The 19691-nt window shown below is 35.8% G+C and carries 17 protein-coding genes, 1 tRNA gene and 1 riboswitch; of the genes, 13 read left to right on the top strand and 5 right to left on the bottom strand.

Annotated elements, in window-relative coordinates:
- Positions 1–117: 117 nt before the first annotated feature.
- The 10 genes from NSA47_RS04675 to NSA47_RS04630 all read left to right on the top strand — a co-directional run bounded on the left by NSA47_RS04675 (position 118) and on the right by NSA47_RS04630 (position 9590).
- Positions 118–2763, top strand: coding sequence for a sigma-54-dependent transcriptional regulator (locus NSA47_RS04675; RefSeq protein WP_257529753.1), 2646 nt, complete (start codon positions 118–120; stop codon positions 2761–2763).
- A gap of 370 nt (positions 2764–3133) precedes the next feature.
- Complete coding sequence (locus tag NSA47_RS04670; RefSeq protein WP_257529752.1) at positions 3134–3541, top strand: PTS sugar transporter subunit IIA; 408 nt, start codon at positions 3134–3136, stop codon at positions 3539–3541.
- Positions 3542–3553: 12 nt separating this feature from the next.
- Complete coding sequence (locus tag NSA47_RS04665) at positions 3554–4030, top strand: PTS sugar transporter subunit IIB (RefSeq protein ID WP_257529751.1); 477 nt, start codon at positions 3554–3556, stop codon at positions 4028–4030.
- Between the two features lie 25 nt (positions 4031–4055).
- A complete protein-coding gene (locus NSA47_RS04660) occupies positions 4056–4829 on the top strand; it encodes a PTS mannose/fructose/sorbose/N-acetylgalactosamine transporter subunit IIC (protein WP_257529750.1) in 774 nt (257 codons plus the stop codon).
- Between the two features lies 1 nt (position 4830).
- Entirely contained in the window at positions 4831–5610 is a 780-nt protein-coding gene (locus NSA47_RS04655; RefSeq protein WP_257529749.1) for a PTS system mannose/fructose/sorbose family transporter subunit IID, read from the top strand.
- Between the two features lie 168 nt (positions 5611–5778).
- Positions 5779–6822, top strand: a complete 1044-nt coding sequence (locus tag NSA47_RS04650; protein WP_257529748.1) for a zinc-dependent alcohol dehydrogenase — start codon at positions 5779–5781, stop codon at positions 6820–6822.
- Positions 6823–6883: 61 nt separating this feature from the next.
- On the top strand, positions 6884–7774 hold the full coding sequence (locus NSA47_RS04645; protein WP_257529747.1) for a class II fructose-bisphosphate aldolase: 891 nt from the start codon (positions 6884–6886) through the stop codon (positions 7772–7774).
- A gap of 77 nt (positions 7775–7851) precedes the next feature.
- Positions 7852–8544, top strand: a complete 693-nt coding sequence (locus NSA47_RS04640) for a ribulose-phosphate 3-epimerase (protein ID WP_257529746.1) — start codon at positions 7852–7854, stop codon at positions 8542–8544.
- Positions 8545–8756: 212 nt separating this feature from the next.
- Positions 8757–9431 carry a hypothetical protein gene (locus tag NSA47_RS04635; protein WP_257529745.1) on the top strand — a complete coding sequence of 225 codons (675 nt, stop codon included), beginning with the start codon at positions 8757–8759 and terminating at the stop codon, positions 9429–9431.
- A gap of 82 nt (positions 9432–9513) precedes the next feature.
- Positions 9514–9590: transfer RNA gene (locus NSA47_RS04630), tRNA-Pro, on the top strand.
- A 162-nt stretch (positions 9591–9752) separates the two neighbouring features.
- Here the strand turns inward: NSA47_RS04630 and NSA47_RS04625 are convergent.
- The 3 genes from NSA47_RS04625 to NSA47_RS04615 form a co-directional block, all read right to left on the bottom strand.
- Positions 9753–10883 (bottom strand): DEAD/DEAH box helicase, encoded by a 1131-nt coding sequence (locus NSA47_RS04625; protein ID WP_257529744.1) that lies wholly within the window; start codon positions 10881–10883, stop codon positions 9753–9755.
- Positions 10884–11057: 174 nt separating this feature from the next.
- The gene (cphA, locus tag NSA47_RS04620) at positions 11058–13700 is read right to left on the bottom strand and encodes a cyanophycin synthetase (RefSeq protein ID WP_257529743.1); all 2643 of its coding nucleotides are present in this window, start codon (positions 13698–13700) and stop codon (positions 11058–11060) included.
- Positions 13701–13733: 33 nt separating this feature from the next.
- On the bottom strand, positions 13734–14546 hold the full coding sequence (locus tag NSA47_RS04615; protein ID WP_257529742.1) for a cyanophycinase: 813 nt from the start codon (positions 14544–14546) through the stop codon (positions 13734–13736).
- Between the two features lie 229 nt (positions 14547–14775).
- Here NSA47_RS04615 and NSA47_RS04610 point away from each other — a divergent pair, with 229 nt between their 5' ends.
- A complete protein-coding gene (locus tag NSA47_RS04610; RefSeq protein WP_257529741.1) occupies positions 14776–14982 on the top strand; it encodes a type II toxin-antitoxin system Phd/YefM family antitoxin in 207 nt (68 codons plus the stop codon).
- Between the two features lie 183 nt (positions 14983–15165).
- On the opposite strand, the gene NSA47_RS04605 is transcribed toward NSA47_RS04610, so the two are convergent.
- On the bottom strand, positions 15166–15522 hold the full coding sequence (locus tag NSA47_RS04605; RefSeq protein WP_257529740.1) for a hypothetical protein: 357 nt from the start codon (positions 15520–15522) through the stop codon (positions 15166–15168).
- A 30-nt stretch (positions 15523–15552) separates the two neighbouring features.
- Positions 15553–16782 carry a cation:proton antiporter gene (locus NSA47_RS04600; protein WP_257529940.1) on the bottom strand — a complete coding sequence of 410 codons (1230 nt, stop codon included), beginning with the start codon at positions 16780–16782 and terminating at the stop codon, positions 15553–15555.
- A gap of 457 nt (positions 16783–17239) precedes the next feature.
- On the opposite strand from NSA47_RS04600, the gene NSA47_RS04595 reads away from it, so the two are divergent.
- A complete protein-coding gene (locus NSA47_RS04595; RefSeq protein WP_257529739.1) occupies positions 17240–17701 on the top strand; it encodes a COG2426 family protein in 462 nt (153 codons plus the stop codon).
- Positions 17702–17835: 134 nt separating this feature from the next.
- Positions 17836–17935, top strand: a riboswitch (SAM riboswitch).
- A 233-nt stretch (positions 17936–18168) separates the two neighbouring features.
- The gene (gene metK, locus NSA47_RS04590; protein ID WP_257529738.1) at positions 18169–19362 is read left to right on the top strand and encodes a methionine adenosyltransferase; all 1194 of its coding nucleotides are present in this window, start codon (positions 18169–18171) and stop codon (positions 19360–19362) included.
- Positions 19363–19691 lie beyond the last annotated feature (329 nt).

The following is a 19691-nucleotide window of genomic DNA, read 5'->3' as shown; positions in this document are numbered from 1 at the left end:
TGCTTGTATTAATCCATTTACACCACAAATTTTTTAAATTTCTGTCGTATTTTGCATGAATTAGGCATAAATATTTATACGTATAGATTTAAAAGATTTCTACAGAGGGTGAAATAGATGGTAAGAGAAAATGATTTAGGAAGAAAAAATCCTAGTAAACGGAAAGATAAGATAAAAGACACTCTAACTTATTTAACTCGGAGTCTTTATAAAAATGAATCTAATATTACCCTATCAGAACTTAATGCAGAATACATAGGAAGTTTGATAGGGGTTAGCAGAGCAAATGCCAGCAGAGAATTAAACAAATTATTTAGAGAAGATCAATTAATAAAAATAAGTGGAAGGCCAGTAGTATATATAGACAAAAAAGTTACGGAAAACAAATATAAATATAAATTTAATAATATCTTTAAAAATATAGAGGAGTTTAATTTGCTGGTAAACTATATCATTAATAAGCACGCTGACAAGGATCTAAGGAATGAAAGAAATGATATAAATCAAATCAGCAGGTATGGGGTAGATCAAGAGAGTAGGGATGACAGAATAGATTGTATTCTAAACAATATGATTGGTGCAACAGAGAGTATGAAAGGTCCTATTGAACTTGCTAAAGCTGCAATAATCTATCCACCAAGGGGGTTACACACATTAATTGTGGGACAAACCGGAGTAGGGAAATCCATTTTTGCAGAGGCTATGTATGATTATGCTGTCAAATCCGGAGTGTTTTCTGGAAATGTACCATTCATCTTATTTAACTGTGCAGACTATTCTGATAACCCACAATTATTATTATCCCAACTATTTGGGCATATTAAAGGGGCTTTTACGGGTGCTGAAAAAGATAAAAGTGGCTTAGTTGAACAAGCTGACGGAGGTATACTATTTTTGGATGAGGTTCATAGGTTACCTCCTAAAGGGCAAGAAATGTTATTCATATTAATGGATAAAGGAATGTATCGTAGATTGGGGGAAACTAAAAATATAAGACATTCTCAAGTGCTAATTATATCTGCCACTACAGAAGACCCCAAATCAACTATGTTAGATACATTTTTGAGAAGAATTCCTGTCACTATTGAAATACCAAGTTTGGAAAATCGCTCAATAAAAGAAAGAATAGATTTTATTCTACAATTTTTTTGGGATGAATCAAGAAGAGTACAAACCCCTCTGAGAGTAACCAAAGAAGTCTTTCGAGCCTTTATGTTTTATCATTGTATAGGCAATATAGGGCAACTTAAAGGGGATATACAATTAATATGTGCTAAAGCCTTTTTGGATCATATGTCCACAAGAGGAAAATGGATGGATGTGAAATTATCCCATCTTTCTGCGGGAGTACAGGAAGGGCTTTTCAAGATACGAGAGAACAGACAATTATTATTGAAAAATCCTATATTAGAATTAAATAATGATGTATTTATTGATGGAACAGATGAGAAATTTAAAAATTCTAAGACAAGGATTATAGATAACCAAAAATATAATATAGATTATTATGAATGCATTGTAAACAATTGGTATAAGTATTCTAACAAGGGTTATGAAGAAAATAAAGTGAAGAGTATTGTTGTTAATCAATTGGAAAAATACCTTCAAAACGCTTATGAAAGTATTCGACCTAAAAATGTACTTATTAAAAATGAAGTGGTATCCAATATTGTAGGCAAAAATATTTTCCAAGCTGTGGAGTACGCATTACATAGTGTAGAAGATATTTTCGGAGAATTTATTAATGAAAAGACATTGTACGGTTTAGCTCTTCATATCAATAACCTTTACGAAAGACTTAGTATGGGGAATTTTGTCTCTCATCCAAATAGATTTAAGATTGCCCATGATCACCCTCAAGAATTTAAAGCCGCTCAAAAAATAAAAAATGTATTGGAAAAAAAGTTAAGCATCAAAATTCCTGATGATGAAGCAGCATTTATAGCCATGCTACTTTATGCAATAAGAACGACTAAAGATAACCCTAATATAGGTGTTTTAGTCATAGCCCATGGCAAAAATACTGCAAGTAGTATGGTAAGTGTTGCAAATACTTTACTAGGTGTTGATCATGCTAAGGCAATCGACATGCCTTTAGAACAAAACGTAGAGGCAATATTAGAAATTGCTATTCAAAGAGTAAAAGAACTAGATATGGGGAAAGGAGTTTTGATCCTTGTAGATATGGGTTCCCTTACAAGCTTTTCACATATCATAACTGAAAAATATAATATACGGGCTAAAAGTATAGATAGAGTTAGCACACCAATGGTCATTGAAGCAACGAGGAAAGCAATGATGCCCAATATTAGTCTAGATGAATTGGTAGAAGAAATAAAAAGTTGGCATGGTTGCATGAAAGTAGATGAAAAAGAAAAGAAAATAGACAATCCATTTGATTATTTTGAAACAAACCTGATTAATATACTTGATAATACGTTGATATTTCTGAATCCTCAAAAGACTTTTAAAACCTTAAGAAACGTGCTATGTGCAATTCTTAAAGATATGGATGAAAAGCTAGATAACGATATCTTAGTGAAGTTTTTATTTCATTGTTCATGTATGATTGAGAGGGTAATAAAGAATGAAGTATTGCCCTATAAATATATGGCACATTTTAATGAAAATAGAAAAGAGATGCTTAGCAAAGTGAGTAGTCATTTTGTATTGGTGGAGGAAACATTTGGTGTCTGTATTCCCAAAACAGAATTAGCACACATTATAGAAATATTTGACACACACTTTAGTATTCACATATAAAATTAAAAACCTTTACACACATAAAAATAATCCGTGTTCTAAATATTTAGAACACGGATTATTTTTATGTGTATTGCTAACCCGTAGGGATAGGATTGCACTTTTAAAAAAAATGACACTGAATATTGGCATAATGATTGCTTTATAAAGAAGATAAGATAAAGGTTTTCATTAATGACTAAAAAGTTTTATTAGGAGGAGGGATGGATATGACTTAATTCATTGGCATCTACTAAATTGAATAGGGCAAGAACAAAGATTCATAAGATGGATTTAAGAAGCAGGCGATATAATGATTTAAAATCCTGGTAGAGATTTTATTAGCAAATAACGCTTGTATTTATTAATAACTATAGAAAGAAGGGGAGCTATGGTTGGTATCCTAATAGTAACCCATGGAGATTTTGCAAAGTCTATTCTGAGGAGTGCAGAATTAATCATGGGTCAGCAGAATGATGTTATTACATTGGGTTTACATTATGGAGACAGCATAGATGAACTAAATAATCAAATAAAAGACAGTATTGAGAAATTAGATGAGGGTCAGGGAGTAGTGGTTTTTGTTGATGTTTTCGGAGGAAGCCCCTCAAATGTAACAGTATCTAATATGAGAACAAAGAAATTTGAATGCATTACAGGAGTAAATATGCCAATGTTATTGGAGGCTTTTGCCTTAAGAAACAGTCTTAATTTAGAAGAATTATCTGAAAAGTGTATAGAAGCCGGTCAGCAGGGCGTAAGAAGCCTGTATAAAGAATTAGCAATTAAAAATGATTAAGGGGGAGACAAAATGGGTGAGATTGTATTGGCGAGAATAGATGATAGATTAATCCATGGGCAAGTAATGACAGCTTGGTTAAATTATACCAGTGCGAATAGAATCACAATAATCGATGAAGAGGTTGCAAAGGATTCATTTATGAAAACAGTATTGGAGATGGCCATACCTCCAGGGATTAAATTAGATATATGTGATATTGAAGGTGCAGTAAATTTATTGACAAGTAAATTAAGAGATAAGGATAGAGTCATTATCTTGGTCAAGAGACCAGAAACCATTTATGAACTAATAGAAAAGGGAGTGGACATTGGAAGTCTAAACATTGGAGGAATGGGAGCTAAACCTGGCAGGAAGAAGTTTTACAAAAATATTTCAGCATCTTCTGAAGAGAAAGAAACAATGAAGAGGATTTTAGATAAGGGCGTGAAAGTAGCTATACAAATAATACCTGACAATAAAGAAATATTAGTAGATAAATTATTATAAAATCATAAAGAGGGGAGAGTCTGATATGACAATTAACTTTTTTCAAGCCTTTTTAATAGGTATTGTCTATTATTTAGGTACAGTTGGTACACCCTGGCTTACCGCCTTAGGTAGCGTAAGTGTGCTTTATAAGCCCTTAGTAGCGGGTACTATTGTAGGCTTTATCTTAGGGGATCCAGTTCAAGGATGTATCATAGGGGCCACAATTAATTTGCCTTATATTGCATTTATATCTGCAGGGGGAACAGTTCCAGTAGATCCTGGATTAGCTGGTGCCCTGGGAACAGCATTAGCCTTAGCAGCAGGAGTAGAACCATCTGTCGCAGTAACCCTAGCCATACCATTGGGTTTATTAGGAACGATGATTTGGGTTGCCCATATGACTATTGACGTAGCTTTTGTGCATATGTGTGATAAAGCTGCTGAAGAAGGGGATTTAGACAAAATATCATTTCTGCATATTGTACCCCCACAAATAGTAATGTTTTTATTATGTGTAATACCTGTGACCATTGGGGCTTACTTTGGAGTGGATATTGTAAAATCGGCGGTGGATGCCCTAGCTGGAAAACCATTGCATATTCTGAGTGTAATTGGGGGAATATTACCAGCCTTAGGTATTGCCATGAACCTTAGAGCGATTAATAGGGAAGGAACCCTTGCATTCTTTCTATTTGGATTCTTATTATCCGTATACTTAAAACTAGATGTCATAGTTGTAGCAATTTTTGCAGCAATTTTCGCCTATTTCTATACCAAATTATCTATAGGGAAAGGAGCGGCATTAAATCATGAGTAATATGAATAGTAAAGAGAAGAAACTCACAAAACGGGATGTTGTTAAAGCTTTTTGGAAATGGACATTTTTCTCCCATGCAAATTACAATTATGAAAGACTGGAAGCCACTGGTGTAGTGCAATCCATGTCTCATGTCATTAAAAAGTTATATGGGGATGAACCAGAGGAATATAAAGCCTGCATAAAAAGACATATGTTATTTTACAATACAGAACCTCATTTTGGTGGAATAATTAATGGAATGGTAATAGCCATGGAGGAAGAAAGGGCCAATGGAGCCCCTATAACAGATGATGTAATAAATGGTATAAAAACAGGATTAATGGGTCCTTTTGCTGGGATAGGAGATACATTATGGCAAGGAACTCTTACGCCTATATTATTAGCTTTTGGAATTAGCTTAGGGATTCAAGGAAACTTGATGGGGCCATTAATTTATACATTACTTATGTTTGGGATTATGCTACCTATTGCTTATTTTATGTGGATGAAGGGATATGAGTTGGGACAAAGCGGAATTCAAAGTGTCCTTAATGGTGATTTGTTGAGAACAGTTATTACAGGTGCTTCAGCAATGGGAGCAATGGTATTAGGTGCATTATCGGCAAGTTTTGTATCAGTATCAAGCCCACTAGTGATAAAGATTGGAGAGGTCCAGCTCAATCTTCAGGCAGATATATTAGATAAGTTATTATTAAATCTTCTTCCATTGACAATAACCTTAGGCACGCTATATTTACTCAAAAACAAACAATTTAAGTCTACTACTGTACTATTTTAATAGCAATAGGTGCTCTAGGTGGGCTAGTAGGTCTTTTTTAATCGTATTTATTGATCATAGAAAAAGGGAATATGCTTAATTATTAGGTATATTCCCTTTACCCTATTTTCTTAGGGTATACCTTAGAGTTCTAGGATTTCAAAAATTTTATGAAGGGAAGTTGTATGAATGAAAACAATGAAAACTGCTGTTTTCCACGGTGTAAAAAAGTTAGTTATTGAGGATGCACCATATCCAGAGGTACCAGAGAATAAGATTTTAATTCGTGTAGAAGCTTGTGCACTTTGTACTTGGGAACAGAGAGTATATACAGGGGTTAAGGAGGTAGATTTTCCATTTATCGGTGGGCATGAAATAGCCGGTAAAATAGTAGATATCGGTGATAAAGTAGATAAAAGAGCTTGGGCCATAGGGGATAAAGTAGTTCATGGAACATTTGGATCCTGTGGAAACTGTTATCATTGCAAGACTGGAAATGAACAGAACTGCTTGCACTTTGATCATAGTAAACATTTAGAAGGCTTACCTTATAAGGGTATGGGAGGACTTACACAATATATGTTGGCCGATCCAAAACATTTATTTAAATATAAAAATATTTCACCCGAAGAAGCAGCTCTAACCGAACCTTTATCTGCAGTAATTCATAGTGTTGAAACAGCAGATATACAATTTGGGGATACGGTTGTTGTCATAGGGTGTGGCATTATGGGGCAACTCCATATCAATCTTGCCCTTAAAAGAGGTGCTATTGTCATAGCTTCTGATATGAATGAAGAAAGAACCGCTCTGGCTAAAAAATTGGGTGCCCACTATACCATTAATCCCTCCAAAGAAGAGCTTAAAAAAGTGGTTATGAAAGTAACAGATGGAATTGGTGCTCAAGCTGTATTTAATACAACGCCCATAGATTCGGTTGTTCAAGAAGGTATAGACGCATTAGGGAATACGGCAAAGCTAGTCCTTTATTCTTCTTTTTACCCTGATAACCCAGTTGCATTTAGCCCAGATACACTCCACAAAAAAGCCACTCAGATTTTGGGAACGGCAAATTCAAATAGTAAAGATTTTATGAAAGCTACGAAAATGATGAGTGAAGGAATAGTGGATGTAAAACCATTTATTAGTGAGGTTTATGATTTGAAGGATATTGTAAAAGCATTTGACTCCTCTATTAAAGGGGATAAATATAGGGTTGTTATTAGATTTTAAAGATATTTCTATTTTCAGGGAAGGCAATGAGAAACTATACTATAAATGAGGTGAAAGAATAATGTTAATCACATTAAAAGAATTGCTAGGGGATGCCAAGGAAAAAGGTTATGCTGTGGGAGCTTTTAATGTTCCCAATTTGGAATCAATTAGAGCTGTGATCGGAGCAGCTGAGGAAATGAGAGTTCCTGTTATTTTACAACATGCCCAGGCCCATAATAATTTAATCAGCCTACAAGAAATAGGTCCTATTATGCTAGATTATGCTAGGAGGGCTAAAATACCTGTAGCAGTGCATTTAGATCATGGTTCCTCCTTTGATGTATGTATGCAAGCAATTCGCCTTGGGTTTACCTCCATTATGTATGATGCTTCCTCTAAAGATTTTACAACCAATGTGATAGAAACAAAAGAAATTGTTAAGATTGCACATGCTGCTGGTGTTTCAGTAGAAGCAGAATTAGGTCATGTTTTTACATCCTCCATTGGTGGTGGTGAAGGAAGAGGAGTAGATTCACAAGAGGACTATGATAACTTAGAGGATATTTATACAGACCCCGATCTAGCTAAAAAATTTGTTGAAGAAACCAATGTGGATTGCTTAGCAATTGCATTTGGTACAGTTCATGGTATCTATGTCAAGGAACCAGTTTTAGATTTAGATCGTATTATTAGAATTAAGAAAAAAATTGATATTCCCTTTGTCATGCATGGTGGATCAGGAGTTTCTCGAGAAGATTATTTGAAAGCTATCGGTAATGGGATATGTAAGATCAATTATTTTACTTATATGAATAAAGCAGGTGGAGAGGCATTGAAGCAGTATGTTAATAATAAAACCCATGAGACCCTATTTATGGATGAGGCTTCAGAAATGGTAACTGAAGCCATGCAGGAGAATGTAAGGAGAGCCATTAAGATTTTCACAAGGGGATATATCTCTACCCTTTAAAAATGGGAGAGAATTCTCGATCACTTGATTAAATAATAAAACAATAAAGAAGTTTTAATCAAAAAAGGAGTAAATCTATGACATATATTGCAGCTTCAATAATGTGTGGAAATCAGCTCAATATAGGCCAAGAGCTAATTAAGTTGGAGGAAGCTGGATGTGACATGCTGCACTGCGATGTTATGGATGGCATATATGTAAATAATTTGGCTTTAGGCCCAGAATGGATTAATGATGTAAAAAATGCAACAACAATTCCCATAGACATACATCTTGCCACCATTAATCCTATGAAATATATCCAAATGTTTGCTCCAATCAAACCGAAATATATATCATTCCATATAGAAGTATCAGAGGATGTAATGGGAAATATTAAAAAAATACGACATTATGGAATAAAGCCCTCAATAGCGTTAAATCCTGAGACCAAGATAGAAGAAGTAATTCCTTATTTAAGTGAGATTGATAGGATATTAATGATGACTGTAAATCCTGGTTTCTCTGGTCAGAGCTTTAACTCATCTGTATTGAGAAAATTAGAAACATTATCTGATATTTTATCAAATAGGAAACACAAACCATTAATTGAGGTAGATGGAAATATTAATGTAGAGACAATAGGTAAAATGAAAAAGAATTTACCAGATATTTTTGTTTTAGGTACATCCGCTCTATTTCATCAGAAGGATGAAATGAGCTATGCCCAACGAATAGAAAGGATTCGAAAACAAATCCAAGACTATAAGCAAAATGATATTCTAGAATAATGAATTTGAAAACATGCATTTATGATATATAGATAGGGAAGCAACACGATAGATTAATCTATTGTGTTGCTTCCCTATCTATAAAAAATTATAGGCAGACTTTACAAAAGACTGGCAAGGGCAGTATGACAAAGGGATTAGGATAAATGATAAAAAATAAAAAGTATAAAGCCTGATAAAAACCCCCATAATAATATTAGGGGGGTGATGTTTTGAAGAAAAGGAAGATTTTACTTTATTTATTGGTAATTACCATCACTTTATTTTCAGTAAATCTTCAATTGAGCTTTATGATTGTTGAAGATTCGAGGATGGCAGAGGAAGAGAAAATTGACATTATAGAGTATTATCCATTTCTAGAGGAAAGCATACCAAAGCAAGACAGTAAAGATACAGGGGAAAAACAAAAAAGTGAAAAAGATAGCGAAGAAACTATTGATCCTCCCGATGATTCTGTAGAACAATCTTCCCAGGAGGAAGTCCAGCCAGAGACAGATTCGAAACCTCAAAATGAAGATAATCAGCAAGCACAAAATGACCACAAAAATACAAACCATGAAAAGACAGATTTATATACCAAAGAGGAATTGGCCAGGAGGGAAAAGGAGAAAAAAAAGTTTTCATCACCAAAAGAGCAAGAAACTGTTTTCACCTATAATTATCTCAAGGAAAAAACTAAAGAATTAGGGATAAAAGATAAAATAGCCTTATATGGATTGATGAAAAACATCAATCAGGTAAGTATAATCCATATTAATGGAATGGTAAAAGGTGGATTGACAGAGGATGAGATAGATAGAATACAACATATTCTCGAGAGGGAATTAGACCAAAAAGAATTTGAAAAGGCCAAAGAGATTTTAGATAAGTATATTAATATAGAATAAATCCTTTATTTATTTGGGTAAAACAAATTGTAAAAACACCTATTGACATAGGATTAACAGGGTGCTATAATGAAGTAGCAATCGAGGTGTAGCGCAGTTTGGTAGCGCACATGGTTTGGGACCATGGGGCCGGGGGTTCGAATCCCTCCACCTCGACCATTTATTGTCAATACATAGCCCGTTCTTTATATAAAGAACGGGCTTTTTTAGTTGTTATAGGAACAAAGAGGTAGGTAGAGTCTACTGAAAAAGTTTATTTGTCATCCCATGTTTGTTATCTTATAAGGAATCTTAACATAGAATGACAAAGTAAAGTCAGTCTTATTTATCTATTATTTTCCCCTTATACAGAAATTTTTGGGTAAATGTAATGTTATAATCCTTCTCATAATTTTTTAAAAAGGATATCTCTCGTTGGGTAACGAGGGAAATCGCTGTCCCTGCCTGTCCCATTCTGCCTGTCCGACCTACTCGATGAAGATATTGTTTTGTATCTAGGGGAAGGTCTAGATTGAAAATATGGGTTACCCCTTGAATGTCTAAGCCTCGGGCGGCTACATCTGAGGCCACAAGGAATTGGTATTTGCCCTGTCTAAATCCTTCTAAAGCATTCTTACGCTCCATTTTTGTAGTGGTACCGTGTATTGCACAGGCATTTAGATGATGATATTGTAGCTTTGTGGCCACCATTTCCAATTGGTCACTTTTGTTGATAAAAATAATGGCTTTCTTAGGTCGGATGGCTGCGGCGAGTTTTCTCATCATATTGACCTTATCTCTTTGTTCTACAGAGAAGTAAAGGTGGGTAATGTTAGGATTGACTTGGCTTTTTTCTTCCGATATCACCACGATAGGATCTTTCATTAAGGCTTTAGCTGCTTCTAAGGCTTTTTTACTTATGGTAGCTGAAAAGACCATAAGTTGCCGTTCCTTTAGGGTACTTTTGATGATGCCTTTAACAGTAGGAAGACTACTTTGATCTAAAAGTCTGTCTCCTTCATCAATGATAATGGTTTTTACTGTATGGGCCTTAATTTTTCTTTTGTCTATAAGATCAAGAACTCTTCCCACAGAGCCTACAATAATATGAGGCTTTTCTTTTAGTCTTTCAATTTGTCTTTTTACACTGACATCCCCTATGATGGTAGCAGAAGTTATGGGAATATCAGCCTTTTGAGCTAACAGCTTGATTTGTCCATCTATCTGCATAACTAATTCATGGGTAGGTGCAAGGATAATGCCTTGGGTTTCTTTTTTAGTAAAGTCAATTTTTTGAAATAGGGGTAAGAGATAGGCAAAGGTCTTGCCACTGCCCGTCTCTGATTGTCCAATAATATCTTTATTTTCTAATCCCAAGGGAATAGTTTTTTCTTGAATATCTGTAGGCTGGTGAATACCTATTTTTTTCAATCCATTTATTAGATTGTCCTGTAATCCTAATTGTTCTAACATACGAATCTCCTTTAAAAATAATTTTGTATGGATAGCTATATAACTTTATATGTAGTGTCCCTCGATGCAAGGTATATTATAGCATTATTGGAGGCAAAGCAACAAAAAAGATTGTGGGGGCCACAATCTTTTTTGTGAAATAGGGAAGTTTGCCTTGTTTGATTAAGCTTTTAATTAGGCATTATTCATTAAGCTTGTTTCTTTTTGATTCCCCAATAAACTTTTTGTTTCTTCAATAGTTTTTATCATACTGTCATAATCTTCATAGAAAGCAATAACGATGTCGCCTTTTTGAGCCATAAGCATGGCTTTTTGTAGGGCTTTTTTTTCGCAAAATTCTACTTCTACATTTTCTTTATTTATATTGGCAATTTGGCAACCATTTTTGAGAAATTTAGAAACTTCACCACGGTTTAAGCGCCGTTTTTCTTGGTCCTCTTTAATGATGACATGGTGGAAGTTCTCTCCACAGAGCTGTCCAATTTTTACTGTACTGGTTTCAGAACGATCGCCAGGTACACCAATTACACCAATTAACCGATTGTAATTCATTTTTTTTAATACCGAAATAACTTCCCGATAGCCCTCAATATTATGAGCATAATCCACAATCACTTTAAATTCGTTTATATCATATAGTTCAAAGCGACCGGGATTGTCCTTTGAGCCGTTATTAAAATGTTGGAGGCCCTTTGAAATTATTGAGGGTTCGACTCCAAGGGCATAGGTCCCTGCAACAGCAGCTAAACAATTTTTAATATTGTAGTAGAGCAATCCACCTAGAGTAGCGGGGACTTCTGTTAAGCATATTAACTCTTGCTGGTTTTGACTATCAAATATACAGAGGGTATTATTTTTTAGATAGACGGCCTTACCTCCAGCCTTCATATGCTCTCTGAGAAAAAGATTATTTTCATCAGCCGAGAAGTAAATGATATGGCTGGAAAGGTTTTTACCTATTTCAACACAATAGGGATCATCGGCATTTAATACGGCATAACCGGTTTTCCTTACAGCTTCCACTACCAAGGCTTTTACATGGGCCAATTGTTCTAGGGTATTAATGTTATCAATCCCTAAATGGTCTTCACTAATATTGGTCACTATGCCTACATCTGCTAGATCATAGCCCAAGCCTTTTTTAATAAGTCCTCCTCGGGCAGTTTCAAACACAGCCACCTCTACCCGCTTATCCATCAATACTGCTTGGGCACTTAACGCCCCAGTAGTATCTCCCTTCATGATGCATGTATCATCAATATAAATTCCATCGGTTGTGGTCATCCCAACTTTTAAGCCCTTTTCTCTTAATATTCTTCCAATGATACGGGTGGTAGTGGTTTTTCCGTTGGTTCCTGTAACAGAAACAATGGGAATGCTGCAGGGATGATCTTGGGGGAAAAGAGAGTCCACAATATATTTGGCCACATTTCTTTGTCTTCCTTGGGTAGGGTAATGATGCATTCTAATACCAGGAGCTGCATTTACCTCTATAACTGCACCATGATCTGTTACCATAGGAGAACGAATATCTTTTGTAGTAATATCTACACCGGCCACATCCAATCCAATAATATTGGCTGCATTAATAGCAATTTCTGCATTTTGGGGATGGATTTGATTGGTAACATCTATGGCAATCCCCCCAGTACTAAGGTTATCGTTTTCCCGGAGATAGACCACTTCATCTTCACGAGGGACCTCATCTAAATATATGTTTTTCTTCTTTAATAAAAGTTCCATGACAGGATCTATCTTTATTTTTGTTAGGGGTTTTTCATGTCCTTCTCCTCGTAAGGGATTTTGATTTTCTATTTCAATTAATTCCCTTAGGGTATTTTTTCCATTGCCCACTACATGAGCTGCTATACGTTGGGCAGCAGCCACCATTTGACCATTTACCACCAATATTCGGTAATGCTTTCCTTCAATAAATTTCTCTATTAGGACAGATTCACAATAATTCTTGGCAATATGGAAGGCTTTAATGATTTGATCTTTTTCAGTTAAATCCAAGGATACTCCCTTACCTTGGTTGCCATGGGTAGGTTTTATGACGACGGGAAATCCTATGCGGTCAGCATAATCTAAAATGTCCTCCAAATGTTTAGCGGTATATCCCCAGGGCACAGGGATACCCGCTATGCTCAATAGTTCCTTGGTTAGGTCTTTGTCACAGGCAATATCCACAGGGATACAACCCGTATTCTCTGTAATAGAAGCTTGTACCCTTTTGCCATAGCAACCATATCCTAGCTGAAGTAGGCTTCCACTACCCAGGTGCAATACTGGAATTCCTCGATTTTGAGCTTCGGTCTTTATGGCTAAAGTACTGGGGCCTAAACCTTGTTTAATGGCCATATCCTTCAGTTTATGAATTTTTTCTTGGAATTTAATATATTTGACGCCTCTACACAATTTATTGGCTAATTCTACAGAAAGATATACAATTTCTTCAGCAATAGATCTATTTTGATATTCAAAAATAATGGAATATACATCCTCATGTTCTGTTTGCCTTGCTTTACCAAAGGCTACATCGTAGCCTAAAATATTTTGAATCTCGATGCAGACATGTTCTACCACATGGGCTAGGTAGGTACCCTCGTATAATCTATCTACAAATCCCCCCCGATAGCCTCGACAACATTTATGTTCACTTAGGGTGGGAATGTATTCTAACAATAAATTATTAAAATTTGGAATATCACAGGTGGGTATATCGGTATATTCTTCTAGATGAACATCGGCCCGAATACAGGGTTTATGACTATATACATTTCGTCCATTATAAATCATTAGATTTTGGATTTTCAAAAATATCTCCTCCATAAAACTATCATCAATTTATTATTTTTTCTTGATTATTGCCCTCTTGTCTATTAAATCATACCCAAAATTTTCAGGAAGTATGTGAAGGGTAACATTAGTCAGAGCCAGAGATTCATCGGGGTGTTGTTCGGTGATATTGGTGTACTCTATATTTCTACCATCGATGATGGTAGCTACCCCTTTGCCTACAACATAAAAGGAGAGATTATCCTCCACGACAATAGCGGTATCTTCATCAATGCCAATTCCTAGAATATGAGGGTTTTGGGCGACTCCTGTAAGAAGTCTTCCTATTCTCCCTCGTTGGTTAAAATGTTGGTCTATAATGACATTTTCGATAAGTCCCATACCAGGGGCCAGTCCAATGGTACATTTACGAGGGGCTTCTTCATCGTCTCCTTCTACAATCATTACTTCACTCATCATGGAAGCTCCCGCACTGGTACCAGCAATAACCTTTTTTTCCTCCCAAAATTTATGGAGTATTCGATGAAAATAGGTGCCACCAATAATACTGGAAATTCTTAATTGATCTCCTCCAGTAAAAAAGAGACAATCATAATCTAAAATTTTGTCTAATCTATGTCGATTATTGGACTGCTTTCTATCCATTACGGGGATTGTATTTACTTCTTTGACTCCTAGGTCATAAAATAAATCTTCGTATTCTTGGCCTAATTCATCATTATATTTAGAAGCAGTGGCAATCACTCCTATCCTTGCTCTATCCTCTCCTGATAAAAGGACAATCTCCTTCAAGATTTTCTTATCCGCTTGTTTATCTTCCCCGCCTCCAATAATTACAAGGGTAGATTTTCTCTCTTCAGTCATTTTTTTCCCTCCTAAGTTCAATACTTTATATTTTTTCCAAAGATAGCTACATTATTCTATAAAAGAGTTATGGAAAAAGTATATTTCACTAGAGTGGCGATAGTCGCTTTCTTGTAATGAAGGAAGGAAATGGTTAGTAGATTATGTAGAAAGAGTAGAAGAATTAAACGTTGTTTTTTGATTAATATTAACATATAATGAGATCAAATTTAGAGATTGGGGTGGAGATATGCCGAATATTAAGCCGGTATCCGATTTGAGAAACTATAATAGTGTGATAAAAGATTGTAAGGCTGGTGACCCCGTTTTTCTTACCAAAAATGGAAGAGGCAAATATGTGTTAATAGACATAGAGGAATACCAAAGGGAACAAGATTTGATAAAACGTTTATCCAAGTTAGAGGGAGCAGAGGAGATATTGAAAAGTGAGGAGTAAAGAGTAAAGTAAAGCCTTGGGCTAGTTGAATGAAGAATTAGTCTTGAAACATGGGCAAATCGGAATTCAACTAGTCCGAGGCAGTAGAAAAATAATATTTTACTCAAAAACCCTTCTTTATGGTTAATCAGGTAAACCATAAAGAAGGGTTTTTTATCAATAGATTACTTTTAAAATTTTATTCTAATAGGAGGTATTGAATGGTCTAAGGCCTTCTACCTTGCCAACGGCTACACTAAACATCAGCCCTACTCCTGGCTGAGTCATGTCTCCCAAGATTTCTTTAGTAGCGGCCATGGCTTTATCCAAAAGCTCGTCGTTGTCTATTAGGGTGAAAATTGTTTTATTAAAGGGCCTGGAATTATTTAAGAATTTTTTCATGGAACCAAATAAGGGACCATAACTGTGATTTTGAGCGATGGCACTCCCCATACCTTGGCTATCTAAAATAGTAGCGCCGGTTATTCCAATCTCCAAAAATTTTTCTAAAATATCATCCATATGATCCACGTGGTTTAAAACGATGAATAAGGCTTGCATTATTTCCACCTGCTTTCCACATATTTAATTTTAGTTGTACACCAACTTTTCTTTTTTATTTTCATTCTTTTTCTTCTTTTGTTTTTTGGTCTTCTCCAATCCGTTAATTTCTCCAGCCTTTTCTATTGCTATTTTTGACAAAATGGGCCCAACTAATTCATAGATGAGTACACTAAACATAATGATCGTGATAATCGGTACACTATATTGAGGGAGCTCTTGTTTTACGATAATGGATAGACCAATGGAGACACCACCCTGGGGAAGTAAAGTAAGCCCCAAATATTTTACTACAACTTCATCGGCATCCATAGCCTTGGCTCCTAACCATGCTCCCAGCATCTTACCACCAGCCCGTGCAAAGATATAAGCAATTCCTAAAAGTCCTACTGTAGACAATATTTTTATATCTAAACTAGCACCGGCTAAGGTAAAGAACATTAAATATACAGGGGGAACAAAACCTTCAGCAATAGAAAATATACGATTAGAGTTATGCATTAGATTGACCAAAGTCGCACCAATCATGATGCAGGTTAGTAGGGGAGATAGCCCTAATAAATTGGCTAATCCCGACGCACTTATAATAATGGCCAGAATAGATGCTAATAATTCTTCTTTATTTCTAGCATTTTTACCTATAAAGCTTAGTAGAGCCCCAAAAACAAAACCCAATAGGACAGAACCGACAATTTCTATCACTGGTCGGCTAACTATTTGCCACAGGGAATGCTCAGCAGTACCCGCGGATATTTTGGCCATAGACATAGCCACACCGAAAAATATAATTCCTATTACATCGTCTAGAGCAACAACAGGCAAAATGGTTCGGGTCAGGGGCCCATGGGCCCTAAATTGGTTGATAACCATAATGGTTGCTGCTGGTGCAGTTGCAGCAGACATGCTTGCGACTACCATACTAAATATAAAGTTCTGTTTAAATAAGAAAAACATGATAGAAAATACCACCAATAAAGCACCAGTGGCTTCAGCTAGAGTAATCACGACAATAGACTTTCCAACTTTTAACATATCTTCTAATAAAAATTCACTACCTATACTAAAGGCTATGGTAGCTAAAGCCAATTCATTGACAAATCCCATAGACTCTATGTCAGCTTCTCCAATCAATTTAAAAAAAGAAGGACCAATAAGAAGCCCCGCTACCAAATACCCTGTTACATTAGGAAGCTTGAAAAATCTCGCCACCCTACCACCCATGATTCCTACCATTAATACTATACCAATTTTTACAAGCATATTCAATTCATATTTCCCTCCAAAATTAATAATAAACAATGATAAAAATAAAAAAAGTGTCTACTGCACACTTAGATTTTAAGAAAGTTTGGTACTTGGCAAATTACACCAAATGTCCAACAAACATTTCATTTATAAAACAAAGCTCACTGGGTTTGTCACCTCCGGCTCATTTTGCATTCTGCATACTATCTTATAACAAGTTTGATTAAAATGCAACGTATAGTATACACGTATTTAATCATGTATATTTGTAGTAATATATTAAGAATAATTTTAAACACATTAAAGACATCCTTTATGGGACCATTTAATGGGAATATGCGTATTATTATTACTCACCGATCATATCTATAGAACAATGGGGAGTTTTCCCCAAGGAAAATACATTTTAAAGAAAAGTATAATAAAAGTTTAGAGAGAAAAAAAGGGGGGAAAGGGTCTAGTGAGGGTTTTATTGAGACTACTAAAAAGTGAACTCATGGTATTCTTAATGGCGGCTACCCCTTTGTTAGAACTCAGGGCATCCTTGCCCTATGGAATATTTGTACTGGATATGGGCTATTTTCATGCTTTTATCCTATCTGTTTTGGGGAGCATACTACCTGCACCCTTTATATTATGGTTTTTACCCTCGGTATTGAGTTATTTAAAGAAAAAAAGGGGGTTTTCCACTATAGCCCATTGGATTACAAGGCGCACTATCAAAAAGTCCAAAAAGCTCGAAACCTATAAATTATGGGGATTATTTTTATTGGTGGCAATACCTTTACCGGGGACAGGAGTCTGGACAGGAAGTGCGGTGGCAGCTCTTTTGAGAATCCCCTTTAAAGATGCATTATTAACATGTTTTGCGGGTACAATAGTCGCAGGAATGATTATTCTCTTGCTTTCCTATCATGCGACTTTGATGGTGTAAATATTTATTCAGCGCCTACCCCAATCACTATAACCATAGTAAAATCAGGGTTTACAAGTCACAAAAAAATGCATATACTTCTATTGACACAAAAAATCAACTATGCTATGATTAAAAACGAGCTGAATATGGAAAACTTATCAAGAGAGGTGGAGGGAATGGGCCCTATGAAACCCGGCAACCAGCATTGTGCACGGTGCCAATTCCTACAGAAGAAATTCTGCAAGATGAGTTAGTTGCCTACTAAAAATAACCTCTTCTGACCAGAAGGGGTTTTTCTTTTTTTATTCAGTAGGAAAGCAAAACTTCCTATGAAATAAAAAGGGAGGGGTTATTTCCCCTATGGTAGTCAGGAGGGGGCTCTAGAATGGAGGATTTTGCCATTGCCCAGAGGAATCTAGGGTTTCCTATTCCTAGCGGAAGCAGCTTTGCTGCTATTTTTTACTAAGGATAAAGGAGGTTTATTTATGGTGAGAAAATTATTTACGTCAGAATCAGTTACTGAAGGACATCCAGACAAAATTTGTGACCAAATTTCTGATTCTATCTTAGATGCTATATTAGAAAAAGACCCTAATGCAAGAGTAGCCTGTGAAACTTCAGTGACTACTGGTTTGGTATTAGTGGCTGGAGAAATCACCACCAATTGTTATGCAGACATCCCAAAAATTGTGAGACAAACTATAAAGGATATTGGATATACCAGAGCAAAATACGGTTTTGATGGAGATACCTGTGGAGTATTGACAGCTATTGATGAGCAATCGGCTGATATTGCCATGGGAGTGGATAAAGCCTTAGAAGCTAAGGAAGGGCAAATGAATGATGAGGAAATAGAGGCTATAGGTGCAGGAGATCAAGGAATGATGTTTGGTTTCGCTACCAATGAAACCCCAGAATTAATGCCTTTACCTATTTCATTGGCTCATAAACTAGCCTTTAGATTAACCGAAATAAGAAAAAATGGAACTTTAAAATATTTACGTCCCGATGGAAAAACTCAAGTAACTGTTGAATATGAAGACGACAAGCCTGTTAGAATAGATACTATTGTTATTTCTACCCAACACAATGCCAAGGTAGAAGGAAAAACTATCGAAAAAGATATGATAGAGCATGTGATTAAGCCGGTGGTACCTACAGAATTATTAGATGAAAAAACTCGGTACTTTATCAATCCTACTGGACGCTTTGTTATAGGTGGTCCTCAGGGGGATGCAGGACTTACTGGTCGAAAAATTATCGTAGATACCTATGGTGGCTACGGTCGTCATGGAGGGGGAGCCTTCTCGGGAAAGGATCCAACCAAAGTAGATCGATCTGGAGCCTATGCAGCTCGCTATGTAGCTAAAAATATTGTAGCAGCAGGTTTAGCCGATAAATGTGAAGTAGAATTAGCCTATGCCATTGGGGTAGCCCAACCTGTTTCTGTCTTTGTAGAGACCTTTGGTACAGCTAAAATTAGTGAAGATAAAATTGTAGAATTGATTAGAAAACATTTTGATCTACGGCCTGCTGGTATTATTAAAGAGCTTGACTTAAGAAAGCCCATTTATCGTCAAACAGCGGCCTATGGACACTTTGGGAGAACCGATGTAGACCTCCCTTGGGAAAGGACCGATAGAGCAGAGATGTTAAGAAAAGAAGGATTAGGTGCATAGATATTATAAGAGGTGACATATTGTGACTTCAATAAAAGGATTCTTAGTTTAGAAAAACTAAGAATCCTTTTCGTGTTTATCCTATATCTTGATGAATGTTTAAGCCTTTATCTTCTATAAGCTTACTTTAGTCACAAAAACTTACCAGCGGAAAATCACCTTGTACTTGGTCCTTTCAGATCTGGAATGATCAAAAAAGGGTTTATTCTGTGATATCATTTTAATAGGATGATTCTACAAAGAATTTACAACTCTTTTCATATCTATTTTTTTTATTGTATGCTGTAATCAATTACACTCTTCGCCACCCAGGTTATAGTAGTTTTCAG

The organism is Irregularibacter muris (assembly GCF_024622505.1).
In the GTDB taxonomy this organism is placed as follows: domain Bacteria; phylum Bacillota; class Clostridia; order Eubacteriales; family Garciellaceae; genus Irregularibacter; species Irregularibacter muris.
This window is presented reverse-complemented; position numbering and strand designations above follow the sequence as displayed.

What these genes read in the sequence shown, in the direction of transcription:
- NSA47_RS04640 (WP_257529746.1), top strand. Translation starts at nt 7,852, where the DNA reads ATGACATATATTGCAGCTTCAATAATGTGTGGAAATCAGCTCAATATA.
- NSA47_RS04650 (WP_257529748.1), top strand. Translation starts at nt 5,779, where the DNA reads ATGAAAACAATGAAAACTGCTGTTTTCCACGGTGTAAAAAAGTTAGTT.
- NSA47_RS04605 (WP_257529740.1), bottom strand. Translation starts at nt 15,522, where the DNA reads ATGCAAGCCTTATTCATCGTTTTAAACCACGTGGATCATATGGATGAT.
- NSA47_RS04625 (WP_257529744.1), bottom strand. Translation starts at nt 10,883, where the DNA reads ATGTTAGAACAATTAGGATTACAGGACAATCTAATAAATGGATTGAAA.
- NSA47_RS04670 (WP_257529752.1), top strand. Translation starts at nt 3,134, where the DNA reads ATGGTTGGTATCCTAATAGTAACCCATGGAGATTTTGCAAAGTCTATT.
- NSA47_RS04660 (WP_257529750.1), top strand. Translation starts at nt 4,056, where the DNA reads ATGACAATTAACTTTTTTCAAGCCTTTTTAATAGGTATTGTCTATTAT.
- NSA47_RS04610 (WP_257529741.1), top strand. Translation starts at nt 14,776, where the DNA reads ATGCCGAATATTAAGCCGGTATCCGATTTGAGAAACTATAATAGTGTG.
- NSA47_RS04665 (WP_257529751.1), top strand. Translation starts at nt 3,554, where the DNA reads ATGGGTGAGATTGTATTGGCGAGAATAGATGATAGATTAATCCATGGG.
- NSA47_RS04645 (WP_257529747.1), top strand. Translation starts at nt 6,884, where the DNA reads ATGTTAATCACATTAAAAGAATTGCTAGGGGATGCCAAGGAAAAAGGT.
- NSA47_RS04655 (WP_257529749.1), top strand. Translation starts at nt 4,831, where the DNA reads ATGAATAGTAAAGAGAAGAAACTCACAAAACGGGATGTTGTTAAAGCT.
- NSA47_RS04600 (WP_257529940.1), bottom strand. Translation starts at nt 16,782, where the DNA reads ATGCTTGTAAAAATTGGTATAGTATTAATGGTAGGAATCATGGGTGGT.
- NSA47_RS04615 (WP_257529742.1), bottom strand. Translation starts at nt 14,546, where the DNA reads ATGACTGAAGAGAGAAAATCTACCCTTGTAATTATTGGAGGCGGGGAA.
- metK (WP_257529738.1), top strand. Translation starts at nt 18,169, where the DNA reads ATGGTGAGAAAATTATTTACGTCAGAATCAGTTACTGAAGGACATCCA.
- NSA47_RS04675 (WP_257529753.1), top strand. Translation starts at nt 118, where the DNA reads ATGGTAAGAGAAAATGATTTAGGAAGAAAAAATCCTAGTAAACGGAAA.